Source organism: Bradyrhizobium sp. UFLA05-125 (assembly GCF_059803515.1).
On record NZ_JBANBJ010000082.1, the window covers coordinates 26,557 to 39,666 of the forward strand.

The 13,110-nt window shown below is 58.3% G+C and carries 8 protein-coding genes; 5 read left to right on the top strand and 3 right to left on the bottom strand.

Annotation, left to right across the window (positions count from 1 at the left end; genetic code table 11):
• Nucleotides 1-791: 791 nt before the first annotated feature.
• Nucleotides 792-1,232: a hypothetical protein gene (locus SO156_RS39245; protein WP_498538511.1), complete on the top strand. Its 441-nt coding sequence runs from the start codon at nt 792-794 to the stop codon at nt 1,230-1,232.
• A 487-nt stretch (nt 1,233-1,719) separates the two neighbouring features.
• On the opposite strand, the gene SO156_RS39250 is transcribed toward SO156_RS39245, so the two are convergent.
• Nucleotides 1,720-1,950, bottom strand: a complete 231-nt coding sequence (locus SO156_RS39250) for a hypothetical protein (RefSeq protein WP_498538512.1) — start codon at nt 1,948-1,950, stop codon at nt 1,720-1,722.
• Between the two features lie 451 nt (nt 1,951-2,401).
• On the opposite strand from SO156_RS39250, the gene SO156_RS39255 reads away from it, so the two are divergent.
• Nucleotides 2,402-4,432 carry a hypothetical protein gene (locus SO156_RS39255; protein ID WP_498538513.1) on the top strand — a complete coding sequence of 677 codons (2,031 nt, stop codon included), beginning with the start codon at nt 2,402-2,404 and terminating at the stop codon, nt 4,430-4,432.
• Between the two features lie 87 nt (nt 4,433-4,519).
• Here SO156_RS39255 and SO156_RS39260 read toward each other — a convergent pair whose 3' ends face one another.
• Nucleotides 4,520-5,284 carry a hypothetical protein gene (locus tag SO156_RS39260; protein ID WP_498538514.1) on the bottom strand — a complete coding sequence of 255 codons (765 nt, stop codon included), beginning with the start codon at nt 5,282-5,284 and terminating at the stop codon, nt 4,520-4,522.
• A gap of 186 nt (nt 5,285-5,470) precedes the next feature.
• Here SO156_RS39260 and SO156_RS39265 point away from each other — a divergent pair, with 186 nt between their 5' ends.
• The 3 genes from SO156_RS39265 to SO156_RS39275 are packed head-to-tail and all read left to right on the top strand — an operon-like array spanning nt 5,471 to nt 11,921.
• Nucleotides 5,471-6,811 (top strand): hypothetical protein, encoded by a 1,341-nt coding sequence (locus tag SO156_RS39265; protein ID WP_498538515.1) that lies wholly within the window; start codon nt 5,471-5,473, stop codon nt 6,809-6,811.
• The gene (locus SO156_RS39270; RefSeq protein ID WP_498538516.1) at nt 6,808-8,958 is read left to right on the top strand and encodes a phospholipase D family protein; all 2,151 of its coding nucleotides are present in this window, start codon (nt 6,808-6,810) and stop codon (nt 8,956-8,958) included. Before SO156_RS39265 ends, SO156_RS39270 begins: the two co-directional genes overlap by 4 nt.
• 5 nt (nt 8,959-8,963) lie before the next feature.
• On the top strand, nt 8,964-11,921 hold the full coding sequence (locus SO156_RS39275; protein ID WP_498538519.1) for an SNF2-related protein: 2,958 nt from the start codon (nt 8,964-8,966) through the stop codon (nt 11,919-11,921).
• Nucleotides 11,922-11,974: 53 nt separating this feature from the next.
• Here the strand turns inward: SO156_RS39275 and SO156_RS39280 are convergent.
• Nucleotides 11,975-13,110: PHP domain-containing protein (locus SO156_RS39280; RefSeq protein ID WP_498538517.1), on the bottom strand; the 1,136-nt coding region annotated here is incomplete at its 5' end.

Here is a 13,110-nt window from a genome sequence, read left to right on the forward strand (position 1 = left end):
GGAAGTTGCCGCCGAACGGCCTGCTCTAGGAATCGGGGCGCTGTGCATCAGTGCGCTTTTTGATGTCTGCTATGCCCTTCACAGCGGTGCGAAAGCGGACATAGCGGCAGGCCGCCGGAAGAACCTAGTCCGTTCAATAGGTTCCTCAGAACACTACTGGACGCAAGACGAATTCGCAATTGGGGACACTTCGCCCTATCTCTTCGCGCATGCGTTCATTTGAGTTTTTGAGTTTTGCCAAGAGGGCAGGGGTATGCGAACGACCCCATTTCGACTCGTATTCAGTCCCAGCGCGTGTCTGTCTTGGCATTGCGATCTTCAGCGCTGCGCTGCTGGTCGCGGCGACAGTGATCATGAATGCCTTCGACATACGTAAGGTCGCGCTCTCCTTGTTACGCCCCGCGCCAATGGACATAACACCAAAGGCCCCATCTCTGGAGGAGAAGAAAAAGAGCTAAGGCGTCTAACCTTGATCAGCGTCCAACGCATCATGCTAGGGCTGTCGATATCCCATGCCGCCCGCCGATCGGTCCTTCGACATTCCAGTTGAAATGTGGGCGAACGTCGGCGCCGCGGTTGCCGCAGGCGGCAGCTAAGGTCCAGGGCGCGCGACTGCCCCCGTTTTCTCATTGGTGGACGATCACGTTTGCGGCCCGCAACGCTCGCCCCCAGGCAACGGTCGAGAAGAAAGGACGAATCAGAATCAGAGCGACAGGAACGAGCATTGATCCAAATCAAAGTGATAGGCTTGAAATGGGATTTCGAATGCGCTGGCGTTGGGCGGATGCCGCATGACGACCTACGTTCGTACTTCAATCCTTTGCACCATAGTGACCCTAGTCCTTTGGAGCGCAGCCGCTGCTCCGTCGCAAGCAGATACCGGTACGCTGCGGGTAATCTTCGGCAAAGGAGGGCTCATCACCGCTGCTGGAGCTGGCCGAGGCATTCTGACATTTCACGGTAAACAGTATCCCTTTGAAGCGTCTAGCGTGACCGTTGGTACCACACTCGGCGTTTCGGCGAGCGAATTTGGAGGTCGTGCCTTCAACCTTCGCACTCCAAGCGATCTCGCGGGGAGCTACACTGGATTGGGCGTTGGCGCTGCCCTCGGGGCTGGCGCTGGCTGGGTGAGATTGCGAAATGAGAACGGCGTCGTGCTGGTGCTTCGCGGTCCGAAAATTGGCGTGGAGGTGTACGCCAATTGGGGGTGGGTGCGCATCGACATGAAGTAGTCCCGTTCCCGTCCTTCTCTTCACGCCCTTTTCGATGCAACGAACCTGACGCCATATTGCACTGGCCGGCGGGACCGACGAGCCGCAACCGCCATGTTCGGACGCCCATGTCGCGCATTTCGCCGAGGATGATCTTTTGGGGGCGCATGTTCTCGGCCTTACTCTTCCGGCTCTTCCGGTTCAAACCTAGCTATTCGAACAGGTCCGTCCCAAAGCTCGACAACACATTCGTCAACGAGCTGTTTAGCTCGTTTTCTGGCCTCCTGTTCGGTCGCCACGTTTAGGTCGATGCTAAGCGCAACGTGGCCGTCTGCGTCAAAGATGTACGCCCTGTATTCCGGCATGTTCGATCACCCCCGGACGACGCCTAGGAAATGGGCTTCCGGGAAGACCATGCAACGGATACGGCTCGGAGCGGCTGCGGGTTACAGCCGGTCGTGGGGTGTGGGAAACGAGCCCGCCGGTTCACGCTGGCGGGCCTCTCCGATCACGCAAGCGTTGCATGTGGTCGAGTGCGTCCGCGTGCTGCGGCAATAGCTTCATCTTTGGTGTCGAGGCTGAACGCAACATGCGCACCAATCGAGACGATCTTGATGCAGGCCGGTTCAGTCTGACGCGACAGGTGAAACAGGATTTTTTTGCCGCGCCACTGCGCAAGTACGCTCTTTGGAGTCCGAATCCGAAACTGAGGAACGAACGATCTGGCACGCTTGTCCATGCGACGTCTTAGGGAAGCCATTTCGATTCTGTGTGGCACTCAGGACCGAATTCCAATAAAATCAGTGCTCCCAACGGCATGGATGGTGCTGCTGGACAGGATTGAACTGTTGCAATAACCCCGTCGAATATTGATTTTATTGGAGTTTTCGGCCCAAGGCTCCAATTGTGTGTGGCACCCTTGAGGGGCGCTGCAGTTGAAAGGTTATCACATCCAGTACGAAGTCGTCACGGAGGTTCTTGGATTGTTGTTACATTCTTACGGTACGCAAAGCACCGCCATTAAGTCCCCAATCCTTTCGCTTGCGAATAGTCGGCCTCTGCGGTCGAAATGAGCATGCCGGAAAATAAATTGCGACACAATGCGCTCAACTCTTCGTCCGTGTGTTACGGTCACAACACAATCCTTGGTTTTTTGTCTTATTTCTTTAGGAATGTAGGAGGGGGGGGCCATGGCTCGATTTGCGATCGGGTTCTTGTTGTTGATCGCCGCCGGAGCCATCGCGTTCTACTCTCTCCGTGGCGATCCTCTACGAACCGAACTCAACCGCCATTGGCCTGCCGTGAACGCCGAACAGCAGCGTCAGGCCGCTATAGATTCCGCGACGTCCGCACTCGGAGCGCTTAAAACGGCGAACCTTGCAGCCGGGGTCGACGTTAAAACGATCGAGACGTTCGCACTCGACCAGCTGAAGTCGAAGGGCGTAACCAAGGTCGCGCTCAAGTCGGATCGGCAGCTTCTCCAATTGACGGCCGACTTCGACTTAACGCTCGTTCCGGAAGATCTGACGCCGGACTCCGACAAGCGCAACTTGGTGTCCGCGTTGACGCCGCACGTCGTGGGAGGAATAGAGATATTCCTTACAGCCGCCGTCGAGCTTAAGCAAACCCCGCAGCGGGCCCTGAACATCAAATTGCTGCCTGCCATCAGCCGAGTTCGGATCGACAAGTTGTTGGTCAAAGGAACGTACGACGTCAGCGCCGCGGCAAACGTCATCGCATTTATTCTCGATCGCTACGCGGACAACGTCAGCGCGGTCGTGTCGGCAAGCCGCCTCATGGACATTACGCTTCCTGCAGTCCTTCAGGATGGCTTCGATTTTGCGGGACCGATTAGACTGGATCTCAAAGAAGCGCCCGACGTGAAGCTCACTCTCTCCGCGCAGCCGGTTAAGAGCCCGTTCGCGCTTGGAGCCGTGGCTTGGCTGATCGATAGCGACAAGGTGATTGCATTCGCCGAACTAGTGCCGCCGGACAGCGTGGCGCCCCGGCCTCAACCGACGCAGGGTTCGTTCGAAGGCGTCAAGACGGCCTTCGAGAAGCTGCTAAAGGACGGCTTGGGGATCCAAAATGCGCCGTCGGGGGCTTGGGCTGCCGTCAGCAAGGCGCTGATCGCGAGAAGTCTCGACAGTGCATTCGCACAGGCACAACCATGCCTTGAAGGCTCGGGACCGATTCCAACCGAGACGTTCTCGGCGAAGATCCCGACCCCTGACGCTTCTAGCATTGACTGCACGCCCAAGCGCGATTGCACCCCTACCCGAGACTGCACGCCGACCCGAGACTGTACGCCAACTGAGAACTGCGACGCGAACCAAGATGCCCGCGACTGCAGCGCTTGCCTCATTCGAAACCCGTTTACAGGGGGCTGCACGCTGCGGGGAAATGACCCGACTTGCGAAGCCTCAAAGGCAACGGCGAACGCTGGGGCAAAACTTGTTTGCGAGGCCCGGAAATCCAGCGCGAAACTGGATTGCGAGCGAATCAAGGAAGAGAACAAGGTTGATTGCGAACGCCTGAAATCGCAAGATAAACTCCAATGCGAAACGGAAAAGACCGGTCAGAAGCTTGCCTGCGAAACCGAAAAAGGTGCCATTGATGCGCTGCATCGTACCGGCAACATCGGCAACGTGGATGGCAGCATTTCGGGAAGCGGATCGCTGAAATTATGCTTCCGCGATGTTCACTTTAGCGACGCTCTAGACAAGTTGGCCTTGCGGCTAGATGCCTCTGGATCGGCGGCACTTAGCACGCATTTCAAGTTCGAGCCCCTCGATTTAGGCGGACACGTCCTTTGCCCTGTAGCGTGGACTGCGGACAAGGATATAAATGCCACGATCCCGCTTCAGTCGGTCAACGTCGGCGTATCCTTGATGAGGGATTTTTCTGCGTCCAACCCGATGTACAGGGGCAGGCTAGATGAGCTTCCCATAAAGCTTCATTTCGAGCCGAGCCCACTGTCGCTCGTGCTACAGAACATTAACTTCGAGCTTGCTTGTCCCGTGGCCGCCGGCCTCATCAATGGTCTGACCCTCGGGCTCGCACCCTTCATTCCAAAGCTGCTCAAAGACTATACTTACAAGCTGAAGCCCTTGACGTTCTCTTTCGCACCGGATCTGCCCGGCCAATTGGTGTTAGGACACAACTTCAAGCCGGTGTTGTCCGAGACGCCGTTAGCAGTGGTCGTCTCGGGGACCCCGTAGGGGCGATTTTTACCGCTTCCGTCGGAAGGTCTCCAAGCGGCCCGGTGCGGCGGGAAAACGACCGATTTTTTGCGCCGCATGCATGATTCAGCGGTACTTGGACCAATCGCGGCAAAGGAGAAAGGTGAGATACCCGCATCCCACTATAAGGAGGATGTAGCCGTACGTTTGAAAGGGTGGGTATATCCACGGCATTCCGGCTGTGATGTCGTCGATACAATATTTGGTCGGGAAACCGCCCAGCCCGAAGTCTCCGAAATATCGAAAGCGATCAAAAGTGTTGCAATCGGCTCCAGGCGTACTCGCGGTGGGGGCCGGGACGAGCTTCGTGAGATACTGCCAAAACAGAAATACGGCGGTGGCAGTCGGTAAAGCGAACAATCCATAAAGCCACCACCCGACCCGGATTTTAGGAGCTCTCAAATTCTGGTTCAGAAGATCGTGCCGAGCGGCCATCAGATTGTCGGCCTCAAGCTTGAGCGAGATCAGAAAGAGAAATGCCAGGATCGGACCAAGTATGACGATGATCCCCGGACTGACGTCGATCGAGAGCCCCAGGACGGAAGCCTTCCCGGTCGTTGATCCAGTACGGGACAAGACGCACAAGAAAAGGAGGAGTAAGCACCGATTACCGAAAGCTCGCAGAAAGGTGCTTTCTGCGGAGAGGTACGATTGCATGACGGCTTCCTTCAAGGCCCACTTTTGTTTTTTGAAGATCCGACAGGAGGAGTCTCCAATACTTTTTGGACATTGAGCGATCGTTCTTGTTTTATCAAGCGATTGCAACCGACGATGGAGCTGCCGATTGACCGTCTCGACTGCAACATCCTGCTTGGCAGCGGCCCGCAGCATCTAAGTTGATTTCGCGCCCTGACGACCGCCGGAGCTGTCGTCCGGCGCCAGCCCAGTCTGAGGTTGCAGATCGCCACATACCCGTGGTGATGTTTCGGGAAGTTGAGACCGATTCGTCGGCATGCTGTGCGTCGCAAACCTGACCGTTGGTCAGCTTCTGATCACACGATCTGCGAGATTAGCTGTTTGTCCCTCCTCATCCTCAAGTCTCCTCCTAAAGGCCTTTTTTGGGCTGCTCCCCCCGATGGAGATACTGACTTCACGCCGGAGGATCCGCTTGCGCTAGACTATCTCGGGCAGCAAGTCGGGCTGTGGCTTTTCCGAGACCTCACCACGCGCACTAACCGTGCGCAGAACTATGCTGTCGTGCTCTACGGCCTGTATCTCGCCGATAAGGCCGTGAGCGAATATGGTTATCGCGGCGATGACGAAACACGTGTTCGACTTTTCGAACGCTGGGAAAAATTCTGGGCTCTGGCGACGCTGGAATATCGAAGGGGTAACATACCTCTAGGCGATGCGGACTCGATGAGAGGCATATTGGGGGCGAAACGGCATTGGACGCCGGGTAACAAGCCATTGCCTCTCGATTTCACTCTCATATCTCGCCAGAGCGAACTGGGCGGTCTGGGCGCATACCTGTCGTCGCTGCGACGATATGGCCTGGTCGGCGAGGGATCTCTACGAGTCACGGACAGACCGCGCGCCATTCTCGACAACTTCTGGTCTGAACAGGGCTCCGCGAAGCTCTACGAAGCCTACGCGCTGGAAGCTTTGGATCTCAGCCAAACCTTCATTGCCCGTGCAAGCGGGTCTCTTACGCTCGAGGGACTGGGTCGTCGGTCTCGGTTGTCGGCGTTGGGCGAGTCCGGCCGGACGCAGCAGCAGGACCGGCTGTGGGACGCTCTATTCGAGGAAGCAAGGGACGGAACTACCCTCCCTCTGGCACAACAAGTGATAAAAGCGAGCGGGCACGATGTCATCGATGCCGAGACGCTGATCGACGGGATGCTCGCTGAACGGTGGGGCCCTCTCCCTGCCGGGGTGTCGGCCAAGCTGCAGGCTGCGCGCGCTTTCGGAAGATTGGCAAAGGAGGTGCTCGGTAGATTCAACCGAGCTTATGGATACGTGCACGACCACGGTTGGACAGCCGACACGGCAGATGTCGCCGTCGAGACGTTTCCAAGCGGCGAGATGGGAAGGCTACGTTCCCTCTGCGCAGACCTGCTTTCGGTCGCGGATGTCGCACGGTTCAGAAAGCTGCAATTCCACGGACCGGACTTCGTCACGTTGATCGGAAAGCTGGCCGGCGCGTCGGATTCGTCCAGTGCGCTCGATCACCTCCTGGCCTACCATCGCGTGGTACAGCGGACCCGTAGAGGCGGCGGTGCTTGGCTGCGGGACCAACAGGGAAAGCTTCTCCTTCAGATCGCCGACTACGGCGGGTACAGATATGCGACCGTGTTTCCGGACCTGAAATTTGGGGTCGTCCGAAGGCTGCTCTCCGACCTGGGGAGAATCGTATGAAGATCGAAAGCGGTCGCGTGCTCGATCGACTTCCGGCCGAAGAACGTTGCCGGGGCGCGGTATTCACCTCCTACAGCTTCGATCCGACATTCTTCGAGGAGAACGTGCTACGCGCAGTTCTCCGGTTGACATCGGACCCGGTCGAGCAGGTCGAACGCTACCATAACGAAGCGCGTCGTGCGTTACAGGAGACGCCAGTCGCTGTCATCGTGGATGCGGGCGAGCGTAGAGCCGGCCGCCGCTTACCGTACGACCTCCTTGAGGTCTCCGACGTCGTTTTCCATCCCAAATCTGTCCTACTCCTCTATCGCGACTTCGCCCGGCTACTCATTGGATCGGGCAACCTAACGCGACCGGGCTTCGGCGAGAACACGGAGCTCTTCGTGAGCACCGACCTTATCTACGCAAGCGACGCCGACATGTCGGTATTGGACGGCTTTGATCAGCATCTCGGAAGGATAGAGGCGCTGGTCCGCCGGTCCGGGACGCAGCTCCACCACATCAGGGATGAAATTCGGAGAAAGTCGCGCTCGCCTTCCAAAGTTGCATCTGCCGGATTGGCATTGCTCGATTCCACGACCGGACCCATCATGGATCAGTTCGCCGCACTCATCCCCGCTGACGCTCTCGTTACCTCCGTCGGAATGTTGGCTCCGTTCTACGAGACGGACGATGTGGAGAATGCTGGCGTTCCGGACGAGAGTTCGGTCTTCGGCGCGTTCGCGGGACGCATCGCCCCTGAGTCGACGCTCGACGTCGGCCTTCGATGGGAAAACCCGCAAATCCAGCCCACCGCGCCTACAGATCTGAATAATGGCTTGAACCGCATCTGGGCGTTCAAGAGTAATGATAGGGATGACGTTCTAGCATATCGCATTCCGACCGAATTGACGCGGAACACGATGTTTTATCTCGATGGAGCGGGACAGCGCAGGCGCATGCCCCTCGATGAGGCGATCGCATCAGTCGAGGACCGGACGTTCTGGATGCAGCCCGATCCGCTCGTTTTCGCTCCTCGCCAAGCGATCGCGAACGCAGCAAGGCGATTTTCGAAGGTGCGTTATTGGCTACATCCTGCCAGCCGGATCGCCGACGGGCGGGCCGCCCATCGGCCGCTGCATGCCAAGATGTTGGCGGTGGCATATCGGTCCGGTACGGATGACGCGACTCTTATCTTGATGGGGTCGCCCAACATGTCGCGACGAGCGCTTCTCCTGCAATCGGGCAAGGGGCTCGGTAACGTCGAAGTCGGGCTCGCCTTCTCGATCGAGGGGCGTTTTGAATTGCGCGACTTCGTTCCGGACCTCGTCCATGTACCGCCTTCGGCGTGCACTCCAGCGGAAAGAGAGTTTCCTGCGAAGGACCGGAACTTCGCGCTCGCGATCGACGAAGCCAGCCATGATCCGAGCGCCAAAACGCTTCATGTCTCATGGGCACCGATGGCGACAGAACTTCCACCATGGCGCCTATCATACGACGGCCGCGATATCGCTTCCTCCGCCGTACCGCCATCTTTAACCGTTCACGTCAACGATTTCACACTCAAGCCGTCGACTGCCGAAGTCGTGCTTCACGTGGACGGGAAAGAGTATCCCGCGCCCATACTCGTGACCGATCTCGTCCAACTGCCCGTGACCGCCTCAGGAGCCGGCGTTGGGCTCGATGAACTCCTGATGCTTTTGTCCCGGCGCATTGGTACCGAAAGGACGTTGATGATTGCCGAGCGTCGGAGTTCCAAGAGCGACGACGGCCTGACGTTGCTTTTCGGGGAAGGCTTCAGCCCGACAGATGTCTTCAAGGCTTGGTGGTGCGCGGCTGACGATCTTGCGGATACCGACCTCTCCGTCCAAGCATTCCGTCTGCGCCTTGAAGGCGCGCTAGGGATCGGGGCCGCATGGCTGTGCATGCTGGAGGCAGTAAAGCAATCGACGATGTCCCATCAGGAGGCGTGGTTTTTTGGGGCAGAACTTCTCCGGAGCTTGGCGGAAATCAACTTGCCGCAGTCGCGAGAGCTTGATGAGAAGCAGCGGATAATGGCTGCTTTCAAGGCCCGTGTTTGGTCGGACATGAATGCTATCCGCTTGCCGGCCGGAACGCGATCTTGGAAAGATATTGTCCTCCGCTTCTACGGGGAGACGACAGCGTGAACACGATGACACGTGAAGATCTGCGAGCATTTCTCCGGCTGGGTGCGCGAGCGCAGCGCGACGGGATTACAAGTTCCGAAATCGAACGGCAGGAAGACACAGTCATCCGTGCGCTTGGCATGCTCGACGACCGCCCCGGAGTCCTCTTGGCCGATGAGGTCGGGATGGGAAAGACGTTCGAAGCACTGGGAATAATTGCGGCATTCAAGCATCGTGCCCCCCGCAGCAAGATCGTGATCGTCACGCCGGGTCCAGACCTGAACCAGAAGTGGTTCTCGGAAATTGATCGCTTCGGCGAGATGTTCGACTTTCGCGGCGCAGCCTGCAAAGCGGGCACGCTCATCGAACTAATAGAGGGAATCCAGAAGAATTCTATCGTGGTTGCACCCGTGACGGTCTTCCAAAGCGGCCGGGGGACAGGCGACCAGACCTATCTATTATCGCTCTATTTCAGGTGGAAGAAGGTCCATGGCCACACGGCAAATGCGATCCTCGCGCGATTCAGGGATGGCGATCACGACCGGGTCGATGTGACCCGTGAGAAGTTTCTCGGGATGATCGATCTAAAGCGTCTGGAGCCGCATCTGCGCGCAGCCTTCCAACGAGGCAAGTCGGGGGGCGCGGCCGGGCTCGACGATCTCTTCGAAAGTGGGAAGCTTTCTGCCTTTGAAAACCGAAACGCCGTGCAACAAGCGCTTTATCGCGCCCGTTTCGTGCTGAGCGGAAAGCTGCTTCCTAACATCGATCTCCTCATCGTCGATGAAGCCCATAAGCTAAAGAATCCCGGATCTCTGCGCACCAGGGCGATGCGTAGCGTGTTTGACCGCCGATTCCGGAAAGCCCTGTTTCTTACCGCGACCCCGTTTCAATTGGACGTCACCGAACTCCGAGAAATCTTTTCGTTGTTTTCTGGTGCGAAAGAAGCTCCGGAAGACTTAGAATCTCGCATCGAAATGCTGCTTGCAGCAGTAAGCGACTATCAACGACAATACGACGAATTCCAACGAGGCTGGTCTGCGCTGGATCGGGAGGCGGCTGCACGTTTCTGCGCTGCCTACGATGCCGGCGCCGACGTGCTCAACGCAACCGACGATCCGGCGCTGGAAATCGTGACTAAGCAACTCGCCGCGCTGATGAAGCTAAAGGCCGAATCCATCGAGCCCGGTTTTCGGGAATGGATGATACGAAGCCTCCGCGAAGACAAGCGCATCTACCGGAGGCATAAACGAATGCTTGTGGCCCCGTCGGGTGCCAACGCCCTCCCTTTCTTGATCTACGAGCGCTACATCGCCGAACTTTTCCGGCGAGGTCGCACAACACACAAGGCCGCCGTCGAGATCAACATGGTTTCGTCCTTCGCGGCGGCGCGTCAGGGAAGCCTCCTTGGGGAGGAGCAAGAACATATGCCTGCGGAGGCCATGCCCTACAAAGCCCTGTTGGGTGAGATACTCGATGAAGTGGACGACGACGAGCATGAACATCCCAAACTCATGGCTACGGTGGAGGACGCACTCGACGCCGCAGACAGGGGCGAGAAAACGCTGATCTTCTGCTCGAGAGTCGCAACGCTGGCGCAACTGCGCAAGGATCTCGAGGCCATCTGGGAGCGCCGCATCCTGGAGCGTTGGCGCCGGGTTTATCCGGGTGCCGCAGCCGCCGAGATCTTCGACTCGCGCGAGGGAGACGAAAAGCGGCACGTCGGCCGCCATTCGCTGTTGCAAGCCCGCTTCCGACGGCCACAGGACGCGCTCTATCTCGCTCTCCGTGAGTCCTACCTGGGACACGCGCCGTTCGGCCAATCGGCGTCCGACGATCTTGGCCGAGTCGTGGAGGAAGCCAACGCCATCCTTCGGACGCAGACGACCGGAAAGACAATCGCAGAACGGATTGACTACCAGTTGGCGAAGTATTGCGTCGAACTCGCCGTGCTCCGACTCCGAAATCCAGGGAGAAGTCCGGAAATCGACAGGCGCGAGAACATCGAAACCCTCCTGAGAGCGACGCAAAGTCGCCGCGGGACGGACCCGGGCGAAGAGGATTTCCTGCAGGACGGGACTGGCGAACGCGCCCGCTGGAGCATCACAGAGCGGATGGCCGAAACTGTACTCGGTCGCGCGGGCTCGCTTTGGGTCGCCTTATCCGACCTGCTGGAGCAATTGCCCCTACCTCAGAGGGTCGCCGTGGCCGAGCAGCTCGCAAGGTACTTGACTTATAAACAGGTCCCCTTCTTCGCCGACCTTCTGGCAGCCGCGGCAGGGGCTGGAATGCCGACGGATAGTGTGGAATCGGCGGCCCTGCTTGAATATTTTCCTCAATTCTGGAAGTCCGACTCTGGCGTCCGCTGGTCAAGCCTCATTCGAACCTTCCTTGCGTATTTCGTTGAACGCACGGAGCAACAGCAAGCGGACATCCTCGACGGACCGATCAAAAGCGCCGATTTCGCGCGGCATACCCGAGACGGAGAGCACCGGGATCGGCTGCGCGAGGCTTTCAATACACCGCTTTACCCGATGATCCTCATCGCGAACGAGGTCATGCAGGAGGGCCTCGACTTGCACAAGCACTGCCGGAGGGTCGTCCATCACGATTTGACTTGGAACCCTGCGCAGATCGAGCAGCGGATCGGGCGAATTGATCGATTGGGATCCCTTACGAGCCGACTACGAATGGACGATCCAAATACGAAACTTGAGGTGATCTACCCAGTGATCCGCGGCACGATCGACGAGCGATTGTACCGGACGGTCAAGGCCAGGGAAAAATGGCTGGAGTTCTTGCTCGGCGCTTCGCCGGATTTTAGCGCTTTCGCCTTCGGCGATGAAGATCCACCTCCTCTCCCTGACCGATTGGGAAAAGAGTTGTCGATCGATTTGGCCCCCAAGCCGCCTCAGGTCGCTGACGAGAATAGCATGTGCAGCCGAAGACGAACCGTCGTCAGGCCTCTCGATGAGGCGGAGACTTGACGCCCTTGTCGCGTGCGGATTCATCCCCGGACGTGCATAGAACTGACGACGGATCAGGCCACTCGCGCAAGCAAGCGTCGCTTCTGACGAAGATATCGGGTGATCTCAGACAAATCCATCGCGTTCAGGACTCGGTCCGCTGGTATGCCGCCCTTGCGGGCCATCTCGACTCCCCAGTGCATATGGTCCAGCTCTGGAACCGAGTGCGCGTCCGGATTAATGCTTAGCATGCAGCCAAATTCTAGGGCCGCCCGGTGCCAGCGCCAATCCAGGTCGAGCCGCCATGGGTGGGCGTTGATCTCCACGACCACGTCATGCTTTGCGCAGGCCCGCAGCACCTTCTCGACGTCGATTTCGTAGCCCGGCCGCCGCTGCAACTGCCGTCCGGTCATGTGGCCGATGATGGTGGTATGAGGATCGGAGATCGCCCGAAGTAGGCGCTGCGTCTGCGCCTTGCGGTCCAGCTTAAAACGGCCGTGAATGCTGGCGACGACGAAGTCGAAATGTTCAAGCACCTCATCGTCGTAGTCGAGCGACCCGTCCGCCAGAATATCGGACTCGATGCCTTTCAGGATTCGGAAATCCTTGCTGAAGCGCTTGTTCAGGCGGTCGACTTCCCGGTGCTGCTGCGCGATCTCCTCCACGGAGAGACCACCAGCATAGTGGGCGGACTTGGAATGGTCGGCGACCCCGAAATACTCGAATCCGCGCTGGCACGTCGCTTTCGCCATTGTCTCCAAGGTCTCGGTCCCGTCCGAGGCATCGGTATGGCAGTGAAGGATTCCGCGGAGGTCTTCGTCAGTGACGAGCTTCGGCAACTTACCCTTCAGGGCCAGTTCGACCTCGCCGCGACCCTCTCGTAACTCAGGATCGATGAAGGGCAGCCCGAGAGCCTGGTAGATGTCGGCCTCCTCGCGGGCGACAAGGGTGCGACCCTTTTTCAGGCCGTCGGCTTCCAATCGCATGCCCTTCTCGGCGGCCAAGGCTCGGAGCTGCTCGATGTGGGCGTCAGAGCCGGTGGCGAAGAGAAGGACGGCGCCGAAATGTTTGCGGTCGGTCAGCCGAATCTGCAGCCCGTCGGCCGATGACGGCTTCGGCGCTTTGGCCGCCTCTGCGGATTCCAATGATCGCGCGCAGTTATTCCAATCTGATGCCGCGCAGCGTTCTGATCTGATCGCGCGCAGGTGAA